At 69.5% G+C, this 21180-nt stretch carries 20 protein-coding genes; 11 read left to right on the top strand and 9 right to left on the bottom strand.

Features of this window, described 5'->3' with window-relative positions; all coding sequences use genetic code 11:
• Positions 1 to 32 precede the first annotated feature (32 nt).
• The 4 genes from MMF98_RS13535 to MMF98_RS13520 are packed head-to-tail and all read left to right on the top strand — an operon-like array spanning position 33 to position 3743.
• Positions 33 to 695: a Crp/Fnr family transcriptional regulator gene (locus MMF98_RS13535; RefSeq protein WP_243306814.1), complete on the top strand. Its 663-nt coding sequence runs from the start codon at positions 33 to 35 to the stop codon at positions 693 to 695.
• 32 nt (positions 696 to 727) lie between these two features.
• Positions 728 to 1321 carry a hypothetical protein gene (locus MMF98_RS13530; RefSeq protein ID WP_243306813.1) on the top strand — a complete coding sequence of 198 codons (594 nt, stop codon included), beginning with the start codon at positions 728 to 730 and terminating at the stop codon, positions 1319 to 1321.
• A gap of 9 nt (positions 1322 to 1330) precedes the next feature.
• Positions 1331 to 2722: an amidase gene (locus MMF98_RS13525; protein ID WP_243306812.1), complete on the top strand. Its 1392-nt coding sequence runs from the start codon at positions 1331 to 1333 to the stop codon at positions 2720 to 2722.
• A 28-nt stretch (positions 2723 to 2750) separates the two neighbouring features.
• Positions 2751 to 3743 (top strand): Bug family tripartite tricarboxylate transporter substrate binding protein, encoded by a 993-nt coding sequence (locus MMF98_RS13520; protein ID WP_243306811.1) that lies wholly within the window; start codon positions 2751 to 2753, stop codon positions 3741 to 3743.
• A 20-nt stretch (positions 3744 to 3763) separates the two neighbouring features.
• On the opposite strand, the gene MMF98_RS13515 is transcribed toward MMF98_RS13520, so the two are convergent.
• Genes MMF98_RS13515 through MMF98_RS13500 form a run of 4 tightly spaced genes read right to left on the bottom strand, consistent with a single transcriptional unit; the run spans position 3764 to position 7674 of the window.
• On the bottom strand, positions 3764 to 4936 hold the full coding sequence (locus tag MMF98_RS13515) for an alpha-hydroxy acid oxidase (RefSeq protein ID WP_243306808.1): 1173 nt from the start codon (positions 4934 to 4936) through the stop codon (positions 3764 to 3766).
• Positions 4937 to 4943: 7 nt separating this feature from the next.
• Positions 4944 to 5930 (bottom strand): tripartite tricarboxylate transporter substrate binding protein, encoded by a 987-nt coding sequence (locus MMF98_RS13510; RefSeq protein ID WP_243306807.1) that lies wholly within the window; start codon positions 5928 to 5930, stop codon positions 4944 to 4946.
• Between the two features lie 29 nt (positions 5931 to 5959).
• Positions 5960 to 6997, bottom strand: coding sequence for a hydroxyacid dehydrogenase (locus MMF98_RS13505; protein WP_243306806.1), 1038 nt, complete (start codon positions 6995 to 6997; stop codon positions 5960 to 5962).
• On the bottom strand, positions 6997 to 7674 hold the full coding sequence (locus tag MMF98_RS13500) for an RraA family protein (RefSeq protein WP_243306805.1): 678 nt from the start codon (positions 7672 to 7674) through the stop codon (positions 6997 to 6999). Before MMF98_RS13500 ends, MMF98_RS13505 begins: the two co-directional genes overlap by 1 nt.
• A 153-nt stretch (positions 7675 to 7827) precedes the next feature.
• Here MMF98_RS13500 and MMF98_RS13495 point away from each other — a divergent pair, with 153 nt between their 5' ends.
• Positions 7828 to 8505 (top strand): GntR family transcriptional regulator, encoded by a 678-nt coding sequence (locus MMF98_RS13495; RefSeq protein WP_243306804.1) that lies wholly within the window; start codon positions 7828 to 7830, stop codon positions 8503 to 8505.
• Positions 8502 to 11588 (top strand): D-2-hydroxyglutarate dehydrogenase YdiJ, encoded by a 3087-nt coding sequence (gene ydiJ, locus MMF98_RS13490; protein ID WP_243306803.1) that lies wholly within the window; start codon positions 8502 to 8504, stop codon positions 11586 to 11588. Before MMF98_RS13495 ends, ydiJ begins: the two co-directional genes overlap by 4 nt.
• Before the next feature lie 243 nt (positions 11589 to 11831).
• Here ydiJ and MMF98_RS13485 read toward each other — a convergent pair whose 3' ends face one another.
• Entirely contained in the window at positions 11832 to 12758 is a 927-nt protein-coding gene (locus MMF98_RS13485; RefSeq protein ID WP_243306802.1) for a LysR family transcriptional regulator, read from the bottom strand.
• A 104-nt stretch (positions 12759 to 12862) separates the two neighbouring features.
• On the opposite strand from MMF98_RS13485, the gene MMF98_RS13480 reads away from it, so the two are divergent.
• The 4 genes from MMF98_RS13480 to MMF98_RS13465 are packed head-to-tail and all read left to right on the top strand — an operon-like array spanning position 12863 to position 15362.
• Entirely contained in the window at positions 12863 to 13525 is a 663-nt protein-coding gene (locus tag MMF98_RS13480; RefSeq protein WP_243306800.1) for a hydrolase, read from the top strand.
• Complete coding sequence (locus MMF98_RS13475) at positions 13522 to 14118, top strand: NADPH-dependent F420 reductase (protein WP_243306798.1); 597 nt, start codon at positions 13522 to 13524, stop codon at positions 14116 to 14118. The genes MMF98_RS13480 and MMF98_RS13475 overlap by 4 nt, the downstream gene beginning before the upstream one ends.
• A gap of 15 nt (positions 14119 to 14133) precedes the next feature.
• On the top strand, positions 14134 to 14907 hold the full coding sequence (locus MMF98_RS13470) for an SDR family NAD(P)-dependent oxidoreductase (RefSeq protein WP_243306797.1): 774 nt from the start codon (positions 14134 to 14136) through the stop codon (positions 14905 to 14907).
• Positions 14908 to 14942: 35 nt separating this feature from the next.
• Entirely contained in the window at positions 14943 to 15362 is a 420-nt protein-coding gene (locus MMF98_RS13465; protein ID WP_243306795.1) for an OsmC family protein, read from the top strand.
• Positions 15363 to 15383: 21 nt separating this feature from the next.
• Here MMF98_RS13465 and kynA read toward each other — a convergent pair whose 3' ends face one another.
• From kynA to MMF98_RS13445, 4 genes are all read right to left on the bottom strand, one after another.
• Complete coding sequence (gene kynA / locus MMF98_RS13460) at positions 15384 to 16229, bottom strand: tryptophan 2,3-dioxygenase (protein WP_243306793.1); 846 nt, start codon at positions 16227 to 16229, stop codon at positions 15384 to 15386.
• A 1-nt stretch (position 16230) separates the two neighbouring features.
• Positions 16231 to 17532, bottom strand: a complete 1302-nt coding sequence (gene kynU / locus MMF98_RS13455) for a kynureninase (RefSeq protein ID WP_243306792.1) — start codon at positions 17530 to 17532, stop codon at positions 16231 to 16233.
• A 37-nt stretch (positions 17533 to 17569) separates the two neighbouring features.
• Positions 17570 to 18211, bottom strand: a complete 642-nt coding sequence (kynB, locus tag MMF98_RS13450) for an arylformamidase (RefSeq protein WP_243306791.1) — start codon at positions 18209 to 18211, stop codon at positions 17570 to 17572.
• A gap of 71 nt (positions 18212 to 18282) precedes the next feature.
• Complete coding sequence (locus MMF98_RS13445; RefSeq protein ID WP_243306790.1) at positions 18283 to 18609, bottom strand: YkgJ family cysteine cluster protein; 327 nt, start codon at positions 18607 to 18609, stop codon at positions 18283 to 18285.
• Between the two features lie 149 nt (positions 18610 to 18758).
• On the opposite strand from MMF98_RS13445, the gene MMF98_RS13440 reads away from it, so the two are divergent.
• Complete coding sequence (locus MMF98_RS13440; RefSeq protein ID WP_243306789.1) at positions 18759 to 21164, top strand: TonB-dependent receptor plug domain-containing protein; 2406 nt, start codon at positions 18759 to 18761, stop codon at positions 21162 to 21164.
• Positions 21165 to 21180 lie beyond the last annotated feature (16 nt).

Raw genomic sequence — 21180 nt, 5'->3', positions numbered from 1 at the left:
CCGGTGCTGTTTTCATCGCTACCATTGGAACGATGAGCCAGTTTGCCTCGTGGGATGCCAGCAGTGCCCTGGCTGCGGGTTGGGCCGCCGCTGCCGGGCCGGGCGCGGCGATGCGGGCCGGCGCGGGCGCCCTGATCTATGCGCAGGGCGATGTGGACCCGCGGTTCTACCTCATCCGCAGCGGCTTCGTGCAGGCCTCCATCGAGCGGCCCGACGGCCAGCCGCTGCTGCTTGAAATCTTCGGCCCCGGCACCTTGTTCGGCGAAGGCGCGGCCTTCGACGGGCTGCGCCGCTATGTGACCACCACGGCCGTCACCGAGTGCGAGCTCGGCGTGTACGAGGCCCCCGCGATCCAGCGCCGCATGGCCGCCGAGCCGGCCCTGGCGCTGGAGCTGATCCGCATCATGAGCGCCAAGCAGCGCACCCTGGCGCAGAAGCTGGCGGGGGTGACGGCGGCGCTTCCCGCCGACCGGGTCTGCGAGCTGCTGCGGCGCATCGCGCGCATGCCGGGCCGCGGCGCCGGCGGCTGCCACGTCGACCTGACCCACGAGGAGATCGGCGCCATGACGGGGCTGTCGCGCGTCACCGTGACGCGGGTGCTGCGCCAGCTCGCGGCGCAAGGCCTGGTCGTCACCGGCCTGCGCCGCATCGACATCCCGCCGGGCAGCGCGCTGCTTGGTATCGCCAGATACTGACAGCCGGTGCCGGCGGGGCCATGATGGGCGCCATGACCCACCATCAACGCAAGGTGTTCGCCACCCTGGGGCCGGCCGGCAGCAACCACGACCTCAACACGCGGCGCTACATCGGCTTCCACGGCCTCGACGCGGACATCCGCTACGTCGAGCATTTCTTCGACGCGCTGAGCTTGATGCGCGAGGGCGTGGTGGACTTCACCATCCAGGTCTGCGCGCATCCCGACGTGGCGCTGACCATCGAGCGGCACCATCGCGAGATCTTCCTCATCGACAGTTTCATCGGCCCGACCCGGCCGATGGGCGTGCTCACGCGCAAGGACGTGGAAAAGCCGCGCAGCCTGGGCTACATGGTCGCGACGCGCGGCTACTTCGACCCCGGGCAGTGGGAGACGCGCACCGAGGTCATCTCCAACTCGCGCGTGGCGCAGGGGCTGCTCGCGGGCGAATACGACTCCGGCTTCACCTCGACCGACCTGGCGCAGGAATACCCCGACCGATTCCGCATCGACCAGGTGATCGGCGAGGTGGACGTGGTGTGGCTGGTCTACGGCATGCAGCGTGTGCGCACGCAAGAGCTGCTGGCCTGGAAGGACGCCCCCGCCGCCCGGCTGCTGCGGGCCTGAGGCCGTGCCATGCACCGGCTGACCGCCTGCGAGATCGCCGCCCAGGTGCGGCAGCGCCGCATCAGCGCGCTGAGCACGATGGCGCATTTCCTCGACCGCACCGCGCGGCACGAGCCGCAGCTCAACACCTATGCGGCGCTGGACGCCGAAGGGGCGCTGGCGGCCGCGCGCGAGATCGACCGGCGCATCGCTGCCGGAGAAGACCCGGGGCCGCTGGCCGGCGTGCCCGTTTCGGTGAAAGACCTGATCGCGGTGCAGGGCCTGCCGCAGGCCTTCGGTTCGCGCCTGTTCGCCGGCAGCCTGGCCGCGCACGACGCGCCCTCGGTGGCGCGCATCCGGCAGGCCGGCGGCTGCATCGTCGGCAAGACCACCACCAGCGAGCTGGGCTCCAAGGCCGTCGGCAGTTCGCCCCTGACCGGCACCACGGTCAACCCCTGGCGCCCGGCCCACACGCCGGGCGGCTCCAGCGCGGGGGCGGCGGCGGGCGTGGCGGCCGGGCTCGTGCCGCTGGCGCTGGGCACGGACGGCGGCGGCTCCATCCGCATCCCCGCATCGTTTTGCGGGCTGGTGGGCATCAAGGGCTCGTATGGCCGCGTGCCGGTGTGGCCGGCGTCGGCCACGCCGGGCCTGGCGCATGTGGCACCGCTGGCCCGCACCGTGCGCGATGCCGTGCTGCTGTTCAGCGTGGTCGCCGGCCCGCACCCCGGCGATCCGTCCTCCGAGGGGTTCGCGCCGCTGCGCTGGGAGGAGGGCGCGCATGCCACGCCGGGGCTGCGCCTGGGCTGGTGCGAGGATTTCAGCTACGGCTGGGCCAGCGGCGAGGCGCGCGCCGCGGCCTGGCACGCCGCCGGGGTTCTGGGCGCGGCACTGGGCGCCGCGACGAGCCGCTGGCAGGGCCTCGCCGACGATCCGGTCGAGGCGTGGTCCACCGAGTTCTACCGTGGCATCGCGCAGCGCGTGGGCGTGGCCGATGGCGCGGACCGCGCCATCGAAGCGCAGCTCGACCCCGCGCTGGCCGCGCAGATCGCGCTCACGCGCGAGCGGGGCCGGCAGGGCCTGCGCGAGGCGAGCGAGGCCCGGCAGCGCTGCATCGCCGACATCGACCGGGCTTTCGAGCGCTTCGACCTGCTGCTCATGCCCACCACGCCGGTGGCCGCCTTCGAAACCGGCCGCGATGCGCCGGCGGGCCGCGAGGCCTGCGGCGCGGTGGGCTGGAGCTATTTCACCTACCCGTTCAACCTGGCCGGCCATCCCGCGGCGTCGTACCCGATCGGGCTGGACTGCGGCGGCCTGCCCCTCGGGGTGCAGCTGGTGGCGCGCCGGGGCGATGAAGCCCTGCTGTTCGACGCGCTGCTCGCGCTGGAGCGCGCCGCACCGCCGCCACCTCTGCCGTCTTTCTGATCGACGCAATGGAGTCCATGGAGTACCTATGAAACGCATCTTCCTCAAGGCCGTGCTCGCGGCCGCCGCCGCGGGATTGTCGGTGTGCGCGCTGGCGCAGGACTACCCGCTGGCCAAACCCGTCACCGTGATCGTGCCCTACGGCGCCGGCGGCGGCACCGACGCGCTGGCCCGGCTGGTGGCCAAGGAGCTCGGGGCGCGCATGAACCAGTCGTTCGTGGTGGAGAACGTGGCCGGCGCCGGCGGCGTCATCGGAACGCAAAAGGCGATGGCCGCCCCCGCCGACGGCTACACCCTGCTGGTGGGCAGCGGCAGCGAGCTGGAGATCACGCGCCTGACCGACCCCGCGGCCGTGCCGGGCCGGTGGACGCCGCTGGCGGCGCTGGGACTGATCGGCACGCAGCCGATGGTGCTGGTCGGCAAGGCCGCGCTGCCCTTCAACACCACCGACCAGCTGATCGAGCACCTGCGGCAGCACCCCGGCTCGCTCAGCTACGCCTCGGCCGGCGTGGGGACGCAATTGCACCTGCTGGGCGAGCTGACCCAGCAGGTGGGCGCGTTCGGCATGGTGCATGTGCCCTACAAGAGCGGCGCGCAGATCGCCACCGACCTCGTGGGCGGGCATGTGGACCTGGCGGTGATGGTGCTGCCCACGGTGCTGGCACAGATCAAGGCCGGCAAGGTCAAGGCCTTCGGCGTCAGCGACAACGTGCGCTCGGCCGCGGCCCCGGAGGTGCCCACGCTCAACGAGAGCCGCTATCTCGACGACGTGGACATGAAGGTCTGGTATGGCCTGTTCGCCCCGGCGGGCACGCCCCCGGCCGTGGGCCAGGCCATCGCGCGGCAGATGGTGGCCGTGCTGCAGGCGCCCGAGGTCAAGGCCAAGCTGGCGGACCTGGCGATCACGCCGGCGGCAGACACCTCGCCGGCCGCGCTGGCCGCGCTGAAACAGTCGCAGCTCGCGCGCATCGGCAAGGTGATCGAGGCCACGAAGCGGGCCTCGCCTTCGACAACAAAGTAGCGATGGAGCTCGACCGCGACCTACGCATCGAGCAGGAGGTCGCGGCCGATGCGTGCCGTTGAGGTGACGCCCAGCATCGCCATGTCCCGCGACACCTCGTCTCGCAACAAGGCGATGCCTCTGCGCACCCCGGCTTCTCCGGCCACCGCCGCTGCATAGTTGAACGGGCGGCCGACAAACACGAATCTGGCGCCCAGAGCCAAGGCCTTGAGCACGTCCGTCCCCCTGCGAAAGCCGCTGTCGATCATCACCGGCACTTCGGGGCAGGCCTGCACGATATCGGGAAGCACACGCATCGGCGATGTGGTGCCATCGAGCTGGCGGCCGCCGTGGTTGGACACGATGATGCCGTCCGCCCCGGCGGCTACGGCCGTCCGCGCGTCGCGTACGTCCAGAATGCCCTTGAGGATCATCTTGCCGGGCCACATCTGCCGGATCATCCGGATGTCAGCCCAGCCCAGGTGCCCGCGGTCCGAGAAGTCGCGCAGCACGTTGGCCGACAGGATCGGTGCTCCGCGGTGCGCATGGTTGTTCTCGAAATGCGGCATGCCGTGCCGCACGAGCGTCCTGAGGAACGTGCCCAACAGCCAGCGAGGATGGGTGAGGCCCTGCCATGCCAGGCGTGCGCTGGGCCGCAGCGGGGTGGAGAACCCGGCGCGGACGTTGTTCTCCCGGTTCGCGGCGATGGAGGCGTCGAGCGTGACAACGAGCGTGCCGTAGCCCGCGGCCTTGACTCGGTTGACCAGGGCCACGATGTCCTCCTTCCTGCCCGGCAGGTAGGCCTGGAACCAGGCGTTGGGGTTGGCCTGGGCGATCTCCTCCATCCGGATGAGCGAGGAGCCGCTCATGATCATCGGAACGTTCTCGTTCGCTGCTGCGCTCGTGAGCACCAGGTCGCCGCGGTAGGCCGACAGGGCCGAGATGCCCATCGGCGCGATGCCAAAAGGCGCGGACCACGTTTTACCCAATAGAGTGGTGTCGGTGGAACGCTTCGACGTGTCCACGAGCACCCGGGTCACGAACTCGTGCTTCTCGAAAGCCGTGGCATTCGCCCGGAGCGACTGATTGCGCTCCACACCTCCCGCGACGTAGGCAAACACGGGGGCCGGCAGGTGCCGGCGCGCCGCCGCCTCGAAATCGTCAAGACAAAGAAAATGGCCCAGCGAAGGCCGAGCCTTGGATCCGCCGCTCATCCGCAGCTTACTTGTCGGTCCAGGGGTTGGCCTGCCACAGCTTCTTGAACTCCGCCTCGCCGTCTTTCAGTTCCGTGGCGTAGGCGGTGGGAGCGAGGTACCGGATGGGCGCAAAGTAGCCGGCGGCCTTCTGCCGGAACTCGGGATCGTTCACGGCCTTGTGCACGGCGTTCACCAGTTGCTCGCGGATGGCCGGCGGAAGGTTCTTCGGGGCGGCGACGCCGCGCAGGGAGGCCATGATCACATCGAAGCCCTGCTCCTTGAACGTGGGCACGTTCGGTGCGAGCGTGGACCGCTTGTCGCTCATCTGCCCCAGATGGCGCAGGGGCGTGCCGCCCTTTTCGTACTGGAGCGCTTCGCCGATGTTCATCGCGGCCAGCATGATCTGCTTGCTGGCGATGGCGTTGTGCACCTCCGCCGCTCCCTTGAACGGCACGTGCGTGAGTTTCACGCCCGCGGCCCGCTCGAACATCAGGGCCGCAAGATGGTCGTCCGAGCCGATGCCCGTCGTGCCATACGTGACCTTGCCGGGATTCGCCTTGGCGTAGGCGACGAGATCCGCCAGGTTCTTGATGGGCGTATCGGCATGCACGGAGAAGTTGCCCGGGTCATCGACGATGTTGCCGATGAGGTCGAAGTTCTGCCAATGGAAGCTGGACTTGCGCTCGATCGGGATGGTGAGCACGTTGGGCGTGTTGATGAAGCCGATCGTGTAGCCGTCGGGCTTCGCATTCGTCAACTCGGTGAACCCGATGCCGCCGCCGGCGCCGGGGCGGTTGATGACCACGATGGAGGCGTCGCCGCCGAGGTGCTTCTGCGTGTACTGCGCCAGCAGGCGCGCGGTGATGTCCGTACCGCCTCCGGCGGCGTAGGCGACGATCATCTTGATCGGCGCTTCGGGGTAGGCGGCACTGGCCAGTCCGGGCGCCATGGCCGCGGCGCACAGGGCGAGCGCCGGCAGGAGCCTGCGAAGGAACGAAGAGGGGCGATGCATGGGAATGTCTCCTTGAATGGATGGGGTGGTCAGGCGTGCCCGAGAATTCGGGCGCGCCGCTGCTCGAATGCGGGCCAGGCCTCCGGGTTGATCAGGCGCGGCGGGCGTTCGCCACGCAGCACGCCGGCGATCTGTTCCGCGCTGATGGCAGCGATGTTGCGGCGTCCTTCGTGCGTGACGCCTGCGGTGTGGAAGGTGGCAAAGACGTTGTCCATGGCCAGCAGCGGGTGGTCGAGCGCGGGCGGCTCCTGGTCCCAGACGTCGATGCCGGCGCCTGCGAGATGGCCCGCCTTCAGCGCCTCGACGAGCGCGCTTTCGTCGTGGATGCCGCCGCGCGCGGTGGTGATGAAGATGGCGCCCCTCTTCATGCGGCCGAAGGTCTCGGCATTCATCATCCTGAGGGTCGTGGCGTCACGCGGGCAGTGCAGGGAGACGAAGTCCGACGCCGCGAGCAGCTCGTCGAACGGCACGGCCCTGGCGCCGCGCTGGGCGATCTGCTCCGCTGACAGCAAGGGGTCCGTGGCGATCACTTCCAGGCCAAAAGCGCGCGCAAGCGCGGCAACGCGTGTGCCGATGTGCCCGATGCCGACCAGGCCCAGCGTCTTGCCCTGGATCTCGTGGCCCATCACGTCCTCGCGCGCGTAGCCGGTCTCGCGGCGCATGCGGCGGTCGCCCTCCAGCATCCTGCGGGAAATGCCCAGCATGAAGCCGAGGGTGTGCTCGGCGACCGAGACGGCGTTGCCGCCCGACTGGTTCACCACGATGATGCCGGCCGCCGTGCAGGCCGCCACGTCGACGGTGTCGTAGCCCGCACCGCCGGCCGAGACGCAAAGCAGGTCGGGACAGCGGGCGATCAGATCGGAGCGCACGAACCATTCCTTCGGCAGCTCGTCCTTGGCGGCGGACACGTGGTAGACATGCGCTTGGGCGAGCGCATCCCACGCCACAGAGGGATTGCCTTGCACGGTGAAGACGCTCAGCGACACACCGGGTTCACGAGCCAGCCGTTCGTCGAACGCCCGATCGATCCACAGGTCCGACCGGACCACTCGTTTTTCGATAGCCATCACTTCGGCTCCGTGTTGCAGCCGAGGCGCTGGAGCGCCGCGTCGATCCAGGACGTATCGAGCTGGCCTGCCGCGATGTCCGCCAGCATCTTCTTCTCGGCCTCCATCTTGCGATGCGTGGCTGCCAGGATGTCCTCGGCGTCGTCGAACGGCACGCACAGAAGCCCGTCGGCGTCGCCGAGGATCAGGTCGCCGGGATGAATCACCATGCCGTCGATCGAAATCGGGACGTTGATCTCCCCGGGGCCGTCCTTGTAGGGTCCGCGGTGCGTGACGCCCGCGGCATACAGCGGAAACTCGCCCTGGCCGATCTCTTCGGCGTCGCGGACCGCGCCGTTCAGCACCACGCCGGCCACGCCGATCTTCACCGCCGTGGCGGTCATGATCTCGCCGAAAAGCGAATTGGTCAGGTCGCCGCCCGCGTCGACCACGATCACGTCGCCCGGTTGCGCCATCGTCAGCGCCTTGTGGATCATCAGGTTGTCGCCCGGGCGTGTCTTCACCGTGAGCGCCGGCCCGGCGAGATAGGCAGACTTGTGCATCGGGCGAAGGCGCGCGCCGGCGGACGTCATGCGCGCCATGCAGTCGCTGACGTTGGCGACGGGCAGGCCCTTGAAGGCCTGCACGAGTTGCGGCGAAACTTCGCGGCGCCGCTTGAGAATCTGGAGTCCGACCATGGCTGGAGTGGAGGGTTGGTAATGGGAGGGAGGAAATGTACAATAAAAAAACAAAATGGTCCAGAATGGGCTTCAAGGGTTATTGTGTACAGAGGAAAATGAACCCTGCATCTCATCGGTAACGTACAAAATAGGAACAAACCAGGAGCAAACATGGCTGCCGCATCCGACAAGGCCTATGAGACGCTGAAGCAGCGGGTGGTCGGGGGGACCTACGCCCCCGGCGAACAGCTCAAGGAAGAGCGCCTGGCCCGCGAACTCAACATCAGCCGCACGCCGGTGCGCGCGGCCCTCAAGCGCCTGGTCGACGACGGGTTGGCCACGGCCGACCCGAACCGGGGGGTTCGCGTGGCCGAGTGGACGGAGTTCGACATCGAGGAGACGTTCGACCTCCGAGGGCTGCTGGAAGCGCATGCGGCCGAACTGGCGGCGCGGCGGGGCGAGGAGGCGCTGGCGGACAGGCTCGACGCCTTGAACGACGAGATGGGCCGTGCGATCGCCAAAGGGGGGGCAGAGCTGGCGGAGCGGCTGCAGAAGATCAACTCCGCCTTCCACTGGGCCATTCTCGAAGGCAGCGGATCGCCGCGGTTGCGCAGCATGCTGGCCAGCCTGATTGACATGCCCATCGTCATCCGGTCGCACTTCATCAGCACGCGGCAGGACAAGCTGCAAAGCATGCAGCACCACCGCGACCTCGCCGCCGCGATCCGTGCCGGCGATGGAGAGCTCGCCCGCCAGGTGATGCAGCTGCATCTGCGCGTGGCGGCCCATCGGTTCAAGCGGCAGCGCATCGAGTTCGGCGGATCGCGCGCCGGCGGGGGGCGTTCGTGATTCCTGCGCTCCACGCCGGCGAAAGCCCGCCAACGATCCTCTCGGAGTACCTTGCCGAACTGCGCCTGCGCGGCTTCGAAGGCGACATGGCGTCGTCGCACGCCGATCGCACGGTCTTCTCGACCGACAACTCGATCTACCAGGTGCCGCCCCAGGTGATCCTGTTTCCGCGCCACGACCAGGACGTGGTGCGCATCGCCAAGCTGGCGGGCGAATCCCGATTCCGCGCCCTGCAGTTCACACCGCGCGGCGGCGGGACGGGAACCAACGGCCAGTCCCTCACGGCGGGTCTTTCAGTCGACCTGTCGCGCTACATGAACGCCATCCTCGAGCTGAATCTGGAGGAAGGCTGGGCGCGCGTCCAGGCCGGGGTGGTGAAGGACCAGCTGAACGCCGCGGTGGCTGCCAGCGGCCTGTTCTTCGCCCCCGAGCTGTCGCCCTCGAACCGCGCCACCATCGGCGGCATGATCGCGACGGATGCCTCCGGGCAGGGCTCGGTACTGTACGGAAAGACCCGCGACCACGTGATGGAGCTGCGGGCGGTTTTCATCGACGGCACTGAATGGCAGTCGCGCCCTCTGAACGCCGCGGAGCTCGAAGCCGCCAAGGGCCGCAGCGACCGCGTGGGCCACGTGCTGCGGGTGCTCGACCGCATCCGCCAGGACGACGCCGAGCTCATTGCACAGCGCTTTCCCAGGCTGAATCGCTGCGTCACCGGGTACGACCTGGTGCACCTTTGCGATTGCAACGGGCGCTTCGATCTGAGCTCGGTCATCTGCGGCGCCGAGGGGAGCCTCGCCTTCGTGACGGAGGCGAAGGTCCGGCTCACGCCCGTCCCGCGCTTTACCGGCCTGCTCAACATCCGCTATGCGACGTTCGACTCCGCGCTGCGCGATGCGGGCGTGCTGATGAAGCTGGAGGCAGCGTCCAGCGAGACCGTCGACGCCACCGTTCTGGCCCTTGCGCGGCAGGACGCCATCTGGCTGAAGGTCCGCGAGTTCTTCCCTGAAGATCCAGAGGGGCCGGCCGAGGGCGTGAACATCGTGGAGTTCGTGGCGGCCGACGAGGCGGAGCTCGAAGCCAAGCTGGCGCGCGTCGAGCGTGCGCTGGCCGGCGGCGGCGCGGGCCGCCGGGGCTACACCGTCGCGCGTGGCTCGGCCGCGGCGGCAGCGATCTGGTCCATGCGCAAGAAATCGGTGGGGCTTCTGGGCAACATGCAGGGCGAGCGGCGACCCATGCCGTTTGTGGAGGACACCGTGGTGCCCCCCGAATGCCTGGCGGACTACATTCTCGAGTTTCGCGCGGCGCTGGACCGCCGCGGGCTGGTGTACGGGATGTTCGGCCACGTGGATGCAGGCTGCCTGCATGTGCGGCCGGCGCTCGACATGAAGGACCCCGAGCAGGAAAAACTCGTGCGCGAGATCTCGGACGAGGTCTTCGCGCTCACGCAGAAGTACAAAGGCGTGCTCTGGGGAGAGCACGGCAAGGGCTACCGGTCCGAGTACGCCGCGGAATTCTTTGGCCCGCTGTACCCGCGCATGCAGGAGATCAAGGCCGCATTCGATCCGCACAACCAGCTCAATCCCGGCAAGATCGCGTCTCCGCCCGGCCTCGCGCTGACGCGGCTCGACGAGGTGCCGACCCGGGGCCGGTTCGACCGGCAGATTCCCATCGCCGTGCGGCGCGCGAACGAGGATTCCCTGCATTGCAATGGCAACGGCGCCTGCTTCAACTTCGACCCTGACGATGCGATGTGCCCCTCGTGGAAGGCCACGCGAGACCGCAGGCATTCGCCCAAGGGCCGGGCCTCCCTCATGCGGGAGTGGCTGCGGCTCCTGGCCGAAGCCGGGGTGGACCCTGCATCCTCGTCACGTGGCACATGGCTGGAGATGCCCGCGCGCGCAGTGAACACGTGGAAGGCGAGGCGAGCGGGCGGCGACTTCTCCCATGAAGTCAAGGAAGCCATGGACGGCTGCCTCGCGTGCAAGTCCTGTGTGGGGCAGTGTCCTGTCAAGGTCGACGTCCCTGCCTTTCGGTCCCGGTTCCTCGAGGCCTATCACGGCCGCTACCTGCGGCCGGCGAGGGACTACCTGGTCGGAGGCTTGGAGGCGATGCTGCCCTGGGCCCTGAAGACCCCGCGGCTCGCCAATGCGCTCACGCACAGCCGCCTGGGCCACCGCGTGGCGCGGAGTCTGGGACTGGTGGCGCTGCCGGCGCTTGGAACGAGCGATTTGCGGCAGGCGCTGCAGGCGCGTGGCGTTCAGGTTGCGACGGCAGCAGCGCTGCGCGCACTTTCCGGGGACGAGCGCCGAAAGAGCGTCGTGGTGGTCCAGGACGCGTTCACGACGCACTACGACACGCGCGTTGTGCTCGATTGGTTCGAGCTCCTGGAACGCCTGGGCTTCCGGCCGTGGCTCGCACCTTTCTTGCCGAATGGCAAGCCGCAGCATGTCCTGGGGATGCTGGGCACCTTCGGGCGCACTGCGCGCCGCAACGCCGGCATGCTCAATGCGTTGGCCGAGACGGGCGTGGAGCTCGTGGGCATCGATCCCTCGATGACGCTGGCGTATCGCGCCGAATACCGGGCCGCACTGGGTGCGGACGCGGCACCGAAGGTCGCGCTGCCCCAGGAGTGGCTGGCCGGGAGACTCCGCGACCTCCCGCAGCGACGCGCAGGGGACGGGGCCGAATGGTCACTGCTTCCGCATTGCACCGAGCGCACCAATGCCCCGGCTGCGACCTCCGAGTGGGTGCGGGTGGCGCGGCATCTGGGGGTGAACCTGCAGGTCGTCGCGAGCGGATGCTGTGGCATGGCGGGCCTCTATGGACACGAGCGGGCGCACCGGGCCACCTCGGAGGCGATCTACGGCCAGAGCTGGAAACCGATCCTGGCGGAGCGTGGCCGTCTCGGCCGCACGGTTGCGACGGGGTATTCGTGCCGCTGCCAGGCCTCCATCGTCGATGGGCTGGACCTGATGCATCCCGTGCAGCTCCTGCTTCGTGCGGTGAAGTCCGAGCCGCCCCCACTGAGAGCGTCCCACGCCGCGTTGGCGCTGCGCACGGCGCAGCATGAGGCGCTCTGAGCTGGCGGGCGCCTGCCTTGGGGCGGCACGCGCGTCGTGAAGCGGCCGGTTCATTGCTCTTGTTTTGATAGCAAGAAATGACCGTGAGACAAGGACATCAGCCTGTTTTTTTTCGAAAATCTTGGAAAATAGGCGTTGCGACACGGTTGCAGGCTTGTGAGCAAGCCGCTGGACTGAGGTGCTTGGCCCGGGAGGCGCGCACAAGGTCTGCGAGGGCGATGGGGGCACATTCCATTGCGGCGTTCAGGGCGCGCGGCTGGCGCGGGGCGCGGGCCGGCGCTCCGGCTCGTTGAGCCACTGGATCAGCGAGCAGCCCGCGGGGCCGGGCGGCGCGTCCTTGCGGTGGACCGCGCGCATGGACAGCACCTGCATCCGCGCAGGCGCGCCTTCGACCCGGATCTTCACGAGGCTGCCCAGGCGGATGTCGCTGTCCACGAGATGCCGCGGCATCTGCCCCCAGCCGAACCCCGCCTTCAGGAAGGCGTGCTTCGACCCGAGGTCGGACAGGCGCCAGGTCCTCTTGGAAAGCACGCCGAAATTGTGGCCCTGCGACAGCTCCGTGGGATCGGTCAGGACGAGCTGCACATGCTTGATGATTTCAGACTCGGGCACGACCCCTTTCCAGCTCGACAGCGGATGCGTCGGCGCCACGACGCTCACGAACGGGATGTCGAGCGAGGGCGCCGACTGGAGCTGATCGGGGATGGTCGGCAGCGTGCCCACGATGCCGACGCGGCAGCGCCCGTCGAGCACGAGCTGCGCCACGCCGCCCAGCGCCTGCACATAGAGCCGCAGCGGCGTGTTCGGATAGCTGGCCCTGAACCGGCCCACGGCCCTGGTGAGAGCGGCCATCGGATAGACCACATCGACCACCACGGAAAGCTCCGGCTCCAGTCCCTCGCGCATGGTGCGGGCGCGCGCCTTGAAGGTGTCGATGTGGTCGGCCACGCCGCGCGCCGCGAGCAGAAGCTCCTTGCCCTGCGCGGTCAGGCGCGGATAGCGCGAACTCCGGTCGAACAGGGGCACGCCGATCTGCGCCTCGAGGTTCGCGAGCGTGTGGCTCACCACCGACTGCGCCCGCCTGAGCTTGCGGCCGGCCGCGGAGAAGCTGCCTTCTTCGGCGGCGGCGATGAAAGTGCGCAGCTGGTCCAGGGTGAGGCCGTCGAGCATCTATCAATCCTGACGATGGAATCCATCGAATGATATCGGCTTCCGGCTATGGAATCGAGGGCGCATTCTCGGCCTCACCTCAACCCCCCAACGGAGACAAGCCCATGGAAACACAGCACAACCCGAAGGCCGGCCTGCAGGCCATGCTCACGCCGGACAACTGCGTTCTCATCCTGATCGACCACCAGCCGTTCCAGTTCGCGGGCCTGCGAAGCCATGACACGCAGACGGTCATCAACAACGTCGTGGGGCTGGCCAAGTCCGCCAAGGCGTTCAACGTGCCGACCCTGCTCACGACGGTGGTCGAGGACAAGGGCGGGCTGCTCCTCAAGCAGCTGCAGGACGTCTTTCCGGAGCAGAAGCCGATCGACCGCACCTTCATCAACACCTGGGAGGACGAGCGCGTCGTGGCCTGGGTGAAGAAGACCGGGCGCAGGAAGATCGTGATGGCGGCGCTGTGGACCGAAATCTGCCTGGCGTTCCCCGTCGTCCACGCGCTGGGCGACGGCTACGAGGTGTACTTCGTCACCGATGCGTCCGGCGGCGTCAGCCTGGAGGCGCACGAGATGGCGGTGCAGCGCATGATCCAGGCCGGCGGCGTGCCGCTCACCTGGACGGTGTTCGCCTCGGAGCTGCAGCGCGATTGGGCCCGCACGGCAACCGTGCCCGCGCTCGGGCAGATGCTGGTCGAGCACATGGGCAACGTTGGTACCAGCCTGTTGTGGGAGCAGCAGTTGCTCAATACCCCGCGGGCGGGCCAGTCATGAAGATCGGCGTCATGGGGGCGGGCGGCATCGGACAGGCCTTTGCGGGCCATGCCGCGAGGGCCGGCTACGAGGTGATCCTCAGCAACAGCCGGGGCCCCGAATCGCTGGCCGCTGCCGCGCGCGAGATGGGGCCGAACGCCCGGGCCGGCACGCGCGAGGAAGCCGCTGCGGCCGACGTGGTGTTCCTGGCGGTGCAATGGCCGCAGGTGCCGGAAGCCCTGGCCGGCCTGCCGGCCTGGAACGGGCGTGTGCTGATCGACGCGACGAATGCCGTCGGCCCGGGGTTCTCCACCCTGGACCTGGGCGGCAAGAATTCGAGCGAGGTCGTCGCCTCGCACGCGCCCGGCGCGCGCGTCGTGAAAGCGGGCAATACGCTGGTGCGCGCCATGCTGGCTGCCGACCCGCAGGTGGCCGGCGGGCGCCGCGTGCTCTTCCTCTGTGGCGACGACGTTGCGGCAAAACAGGCCGTCGGCGAGATCCTCGGCCGCTGCGGCTTCGCCACCATCGACCTCGGAACCCTGGCCAGTGGCAGCCCGCTTCAGCAGTTTCCGGGGGGCGTGCTGCCCACCTTGAATCTGGTCAAGCTGGGCTGAAGGCGGAGCAGGCACATGCCCACCCCATTCGAAGGCAAGGTGGTCCTGGTCACGGGGGCAGGATCCGGCATCGGGCGCGCGGCGGCGCAGCTATTCGCCGCGCGCGGCGCGCTCGTCTATTGCGCCGGGCGGCAGCAGGCGAAGCTGGCACAGACGCAGGCGATGATCGAGGCCGCCGGCGGCCTGGCACGCATTGCGGCGGCCGATGTCTCCCGCGAAGAGGAGGTTGCCGCACTGCTTGCGCGCATCGACCGCGAACAGGCCCGGCTCGACGTCGCCTTCAACAATGCCGGCATCACCGGCGGCGCGCATCGCGTCGAGGACTACCCGGTGCCGGACTTCGACGAGGTGATGCGCGTGAACCTCACGAGCGTCTTTCTCGGCATGAAGTACGAGCTGCCGCTCATGAAGAAGACCGGTGGCGGTGCGATCTGCAACACCGCTTCGGTCGCCGCGCTCACGGGGCCGGGCGGCATGTGCGCCTACGCCGCCTCCAAGCACGGGGTGCTGGGCCTGACCCGCGTGGCGGCGATGGAAAACGCAGCCCACGGCGTGCGGGTCAACGCACTGGCACCGGGCTGGACCGAGACGCCCATGGTCGCCGCCAACAGCGCGCAGAACCCGGCCTTTGCCAGGCTGGCGCTGTCGGCGATTCCGGCCCGACGCGGTGCGCGCGCGGAAGAGGCGGCGGCCGCCGCGGTGTGGCTGTGCTCGCCGGAGGCCAGCTACGTCCTGGGGCAGATGCTGGTCGTCGACGGCGGCATGACCATTGGCGGCTTCGAGTTCTGAGGGCGCACAGCGGCGGCCGCTGACAGGCGCAGGCGATGAGGCAAGCCACTCGCGTCGTCATCGTCAGCGACAGCTCCCGGCCGCCGTATTACCAGGAAATCCAGTGCGGCCGCCACGCGCTGGTCGCGGACGAGCCGGTGGATCGTGGCGGTCTCGATGCCGGGCCCTCGCCGTTCGCCTTGCTGCTGTCGAGCCTGGGGGCGTGCACGGCCATCGCGCTTCGCAGGCATTGCGAGCGGAGGGCCTGGCCGCTCGAGCGCCTGATGGTCACGCTCGAGCTGCGGGGCGCGCCGCGTTCGGCGCACATCGCCCGGGAGATCCACATCCTCGGCGCGTTGACCGACGCGCAATGCGCGCGGCTGGCCGCGGTGTGCGAGCGCACCCCGGTCACGCTGGCGCTCAAAGGCGGCATCAGAATCAAGACCCAGCTGCTGGTGCGGCCACTGGCGTTGTAGAGGGTGCTCGGAGCTTCCGAGTCACAGATCCGTGCGCAGCTTCCATATTTCCGGGAACAGCACCACGTCGAGCATCTTGCGCAGGTAGCCCACGCCGCTGGTGCCGCCGGTGCCGCGCTTGAAGCCGATCACGCGCTCCACCGTGGTCACGTGGCGAAAGCGCCAGAGGCGGAAGGCGTCCTCGAGGTCGGTGAGTTCCTCGCCGAGCTGGTACAGGTCCCAGTACTGCTGCGGGTTGCGGTAGGCCACGAGCCAGGCCTGCTCCACCGCATCGCTGCTCTCATAGGGCCGGGTCCAGTCGCGCTGCGTGTGGCTGGCGGGCACGGGCAGGCCGCGACGCGCCAGCAGGCGCAGCGCCTCGTCGTAGAGCGAGGGGGCCTCGTAGGCGGCCTGCACCTGGGCCAGCAGGTCGGAGCGGTGCGCATGCGGCTTGAGCATGGCCGCGTTCTTGTTGCCCAGGGCGAACTCGATGCAGCGGTACTGCGCGCTCTGGAAGCCGCTGGAGTTGGCGAGGTAGGGCCGGATGGCGCTGTACTCGGGCGGCGTCATGGTGGCCAGCACGTCCCAGGCGTGCACGAGCTGCTCCATGATCCGGCTCACGCGCGCCAGCATCTTGAAGGCGCTGCCCAGCTCGTCCTGCGCCACGCAGCGGACGGCGGCATGCAGCTCGTGCAGCATCAGCTTCATCCAGAGCTCGCTGGTCTGGTGCTGAATGATGAACAGCATCTCGTTGTGGTCGGGCGAGAGCGGCTGCTGGGCGTTCAGGATCGCGTCCAGGTGCAGGTAGTCGCCATAGCTCATCGAGCGGCTGAAGTCGAGCTGGGCCTTTTCGTCGCGGACGATGTCCTCGGGTTTTGGCGATGTCATGTCAGGTCACCGCCTGTTGTTGGTTGAATTCAGGTTGGCGCCACTCGCCGGTTTCGAGCACCTGGCGCAGGTGCTCCACCGCGTGCCACATGTCCTCGAAGCCGATGTACAGCGGCGTGAAGCCGAAGCGCAGGATGTCCTTGTGGCGGCCGCCGTCGCCCGCGCGAAAGTCGCCGATCACGCCGCGCGCGATCAGCGTCTGCACGATGGCATAGGCGCCGCTGCCGGCGCCGTCCACGCCCGCGCCGGGCTCGCGCGTGAGGCAGGCCTGCGAGCCGCGCCGGGCCGGGTCGCGCGGCGTGGCCAGGCCCAGGCCGTGGCCGGCGCAGCGTTCCTCGACGAGGCGGATGAACAGGTCGGCCAGGGCCAGCGACTTGCTGCGCAGCGCGGCCATGCCGCCCAGTGGCGCGGCGGCCAGCAGCGTGTCCAGCCCGCAGTCGAGCGCCGCCAGGCTCATGATGGGCTGGGTGCCGCACAGGTAGCGCGCGATGCCCGGCGCGGGCCGGTAGTCGGGCGTGAACTCGAACGGCGCGGCATGGCCCCACCAGCCGGCCAGCGGCTGCCAGAAGCGGTCGGCATGGCGCGGGTGCACCCAGACGAAGGCCGGCGCGCCGGGGCCGCCGTTGAGGTACTTGTAGCCGCAGCCAACGGAGAAGTCGGCATCGGCGCCGTGCAGGTCCACCGGCACGGCGCCGGCGCTGTGCGCGAGGTCCCACACCGTGAGCACGCCGGCCGCATGGGCCGCCGCCGTGACGGCCGCCATGTCGTGCATGGCGCCGGTGCGGTAGTTGACATGGGTGAGCATCAGCACGGCCACCTCGGGCGTCAGGGCGCCGGCGATCTCCTCGGGCTCGACCAGCCTGAGCGTCAGGCCGTGCTGGCGGCACAGGGCCTGGGCGATGTACAGGTCGGTCGGGAAGTTTGAGCGCTCGGAGAGCACGCAGGTCCGCGCCGGGTGGTCTTCTCTTGCTATCAAAATTGCAGCGCTGAGCACCTTGAAGAGGTTGACCGAAGTGGAGTCGGTGGCCACCACCTCGCCGGGCCGTGCCCCGATCAGGCCGGCGATCTTGTCGCCCACGCGCTGCGGCAGCTCGAACCAGCCGGCCGTGTTCCACGAGCGGATCAGGCCTTCGCCCCATTCGCGCTGCACCACCTCGGCCACGCGCTGCGGCGTGGCCCGGGGCAGCACGCCGAGCGAGTTGCCGTCAAGATAGATCACCCCTTCGGGCAGGGCGAACAGCTGGCGCAACTCGCGCAGCGGGTCTTGCGCATCGAGGGCGCGGCAGTCTTGCAGGGTGGTCATGGCGTGGGGCGAAAAGGAGGGTTCGGTGGCGCGGCGCTCAGGCGAGGGCGCGCAGCACGGCGCGCACCGGCGAGGCGTCGGCCGTCATCAGTTTCAGGGGCAGGGCGATCAGCTCGTAGTCGCCCTCGGGCACGTCGTCGAGCACCAGGTTCTCGAGCACGCGCAGGCCGTGGCGCCGGATCACCTGGTGGCTGTCCAGCGTCTTGCTGTCGGCCGGGTCGATGCTGGCGGTGTCGATGCCGATCAGCGTCACGCCCAGCGCGGCCAGCCGCGCCACGGTGTCGGGCGCGTAGGCCGCGAGCTGCGGGTCCCAGCGGTCCACCGGCATGCGGTCGTAGGTGCGCACCAGCACGCGCGGCGGCAGCTGGTGCAGCGCGTGGGCCAGGTGCACCCAGCGCACCAGCGGGCCGCAGCCGATGGCGTGGATCACGCGGCAGCGGCCGAGGTAGGGCGACAGGTCCACGCTGCCGATGGCGGCGCCCTGCGGGTCGTAGTGCAGCGGCGCATCGGCGTGGGCGCCGACATGGGGCGACAGCGTGAGCGCGCTGACGTTGACGGGGCAGCCGGGGCCGAGGGTGGCGCTCCATCGCTGCGTGTACGGAGTGTCACCGGGAAAGACGGGGCTGCCCGCCAGCACAGGCGGCGAGATGTCCCAGACGGTGAGGGCGGTGCTTGGCATGACGCAAAGGTAGCACCGCGAAAAAAGCCATGGTGTCGGTTATTTCCAACACCCATGAAAATACTTGAAACCTAAAGAATTTTGTCGTCCAGCGGCGGCAGCCCGTGGCGGCGGCGCGCAACGCCGCAGGCATCGCTGCCGGCTTCGAATTCGCGGCAGGGCGACGGGCGCCATTCGTAGATGCCGCAGGCCACCGGCTGGCCGATCCGGCCGGTCAGGGCCGCGCAGCGGGCCGGCGCGTGGTCCGTGCCCCGCATGCGGCAGAGGCTGTCGTTGAGCGCCACGGCCAGCCCGGCCGGCACGGCGCCGCCCCGGTCGTCGAGCTCATGCACCGAGAAGTCGACGCGAAAGCTGGCGCAACAGGCGCCGCAATGCTGGCAGGGGGAGAGGGCGGGCATGCGTGGGTTCAAGCGGGCGGGTTGGGCAGGAGCCGGAATGCTAACGAGAAATCCCAATCCCAGGCCTTCTTTGGCGGCGCTGGAGCAGGGATGCGCCACAATGCGCTGCTTTCTGCATGCATGGCATGAACGTCGAGGGAGGCTTTTTCATGCGTTTGGAGTTTCTGTTTTCGCCGGCCCGAAGCGGGGCGGCGGGCGAGCGGCCGGCTGCGCGGCGCGCCGAGTGGCCGCTGCGCGAGATGCTGGTCACCACCGTGCTGACGCACGCGGTCGCGGCCTCGGCGCAGGGCATGCCCGATGAGCGCGGGGCTTCCGATGCGCCGCAGCTCGAGGCGGTGACGGTCACGGCGCGGCGCTCGATCGAGCAGCGCTTCTTCGCGACCGGTTCGCTGGTGGTGGTGGACCGCAAGGACATCGAGAACCTGGGCGCCTTCTCGGTGGCCGACGTGCTGCGCCAGCTGCCGGGCGTGCAGGTGACGCCCACCGCCGACGGCGGCGTGGAGATCCGCATGCGCGGCATGGACCGCAATGCGACGCAGCTCTTGATCGATGGCCAGCGCGTCGCCAGCGGCAAGTCGCAGCTGCCCATCGACCAACTGCCGTCGGAGCTGATCGAGCGCATCGAGGTGGTTCGCGCCCCGACGGCCGAGTTCTCGGGCGCCACTGGCGGCACGCTCAACATCGTGCTGCGCCAGGCCACCATCCAGCGCGAAACCGTGATCCGCCTGACCGACAACCATGTCTGGGGCCGCAATGCGGGCCAGGCTTTCTTCTCGAAAACCGGGCCGCTGGGTGGCGGCGGCGCTGTGCCTGCGTTGCGGGCGGCACCGGCGGCCCCAGCGCCCGCAGCACCCGCGCCGAAGGCCGCCGAGGCGCCGGCTGCTGCTGCCGATTCCGGCGCACCGGCCACGGCCCAGGCCGAGGAGCGCGCCCCGGCCGCAACGGACACGGCGCCGGCGGCAGCCCTGCCGTCGCTGCCGGCCGATGCGCAGCCCTGGTCGTACTTCCTGGCGGTGTCCAGCACGGGCTACGTGGTGGGCTCCGACACGCACCGGCGCACCGTGGATGGCGGCAGCGTGGTGGCCGAGTCCGACGCCAGCGGGCGCTACCGGCGCTCGGACTTCTCGCTGGTGCCGCGGCTCAACGGCCGCCTGAGCGCCTCGGACCAGCTGGCGCTGCGCGCCACCATCACGCGTGGGCGCTTCTCCGGGCGCTACGACAGCCAGGGCACGGGCGTCGATGCCGGCGGCGCCTACAACGCGCTGACGGCCGAATCCTACGGGTACGAGCGGCGCTACCTGCAGGCCGGCGCGGACTGGACGCACCGCTTCGCGGACAGCAAGCTGGAGACCACGCTGTCGGGCAGCCAGTCCCGGGACGAGGTCGACCGCGCGGGTAGCTTCACCCAGAGCTACGGCGCGGCCTCGGCCACCAGCCCCTACAGCTTCCTGGACAACCGCCAGGAAGACCTCTGGTCGCTCAGCAGCAAGCTCACCGGCACCAGCAGCGCCCTCCTATGGAGCCTGGGCGCGCAGGCCGAGTACCGCAGCCTGGGCGTGAACACGCTCAGCAGCGGCGCGGCGCCGGTGAGCCTGAATGTCGACATGAAGCGCCATGTGGTCTGGGGCCAGAACGAATGGGAGCTGCCGGCCAACACCACGCTGACCGCGGGCCTGCGCGCGGAGACGCTGCTGATCCAGGGCGCCGATGCCGGCCTGCCGGACGGCCGGCGCATGAGCTTCCTGCAGCCCTCGCTGCACACGCGCACGCCGATCAACGACGACCTGCAGTTTCGCGTCAACCTGGCCCGCGTGACGCGCAACCCGAGCATCTGGAGCCTGATCGACCGCAGCACGCCGAGCCAGGGCAGCAACAGCATCAGCAACCCCGACACGATCGGCAACCCGAACCTGCGCTCCGAGGTGGCCTGGACGCTGGACGCGGGCTTCGAGCGCCGCCTGGCGCCCCAGGGCCAGGTGGGCGTGAACCTGTTCGTGCGCAGCGTGAAGGACACCATCGCGGCCCTGACGACGCTGGTGGGCAACCGCTGGGTCGAGCAGCGCAGCAACGTGGGTGACGCCACGGTGTGGGGCCTGGAGGCGGACGCCAAGACCGGCCTGGGCTGGCTGGGCCTGGGCAGCGACTGGACGCTGTCCACCAACGCCAGCCTGCTGCAGTCGCGCATGACCAGCGGCCCGAACCAGGGCAGCCGCATTCCCGGCCAGGCCCGCTACACCGCGAGCATGAACGTGGCCAAGCCGATGCGCCGCACCGGCGGCCTGTTCGGCGGCGTGGCGCTGTCGCTGACCGGCCCCGCGCAGCTCAACACTTCGCCGGGCATCACGGGGCGCGACAACGCGCGCGCGATGCTGGATGTGTACCTGGGCGGCGTGGTGCCCAAGCTCGGCTACTGGCGCATCGGTGTCTACAACATCGGCAACGCCCGCTACGACCGCGAGCGCAGCTACCCGGACGGTGCCGGCGGCTTCGCGCAGAACAGCTCGGTCATGACCCTGACGCCGCGCGTGTACCTGACGGTGGGGACTCAGTTCTGAGCGTCCTGGGCCCGGC

It is taken from the genome of Variovorax terrae (assembly GCF_022809125.1).
GTDB lineage: Bacteria > Pseudomonadota > Gammaproteobacteria > Burkholderiales > Burkholderiaceae_C > Variovorax_A > Variovorax_A terrae.
This window is presented reverse-complemented; position numbering and strand designations above follow the sequence as displayed.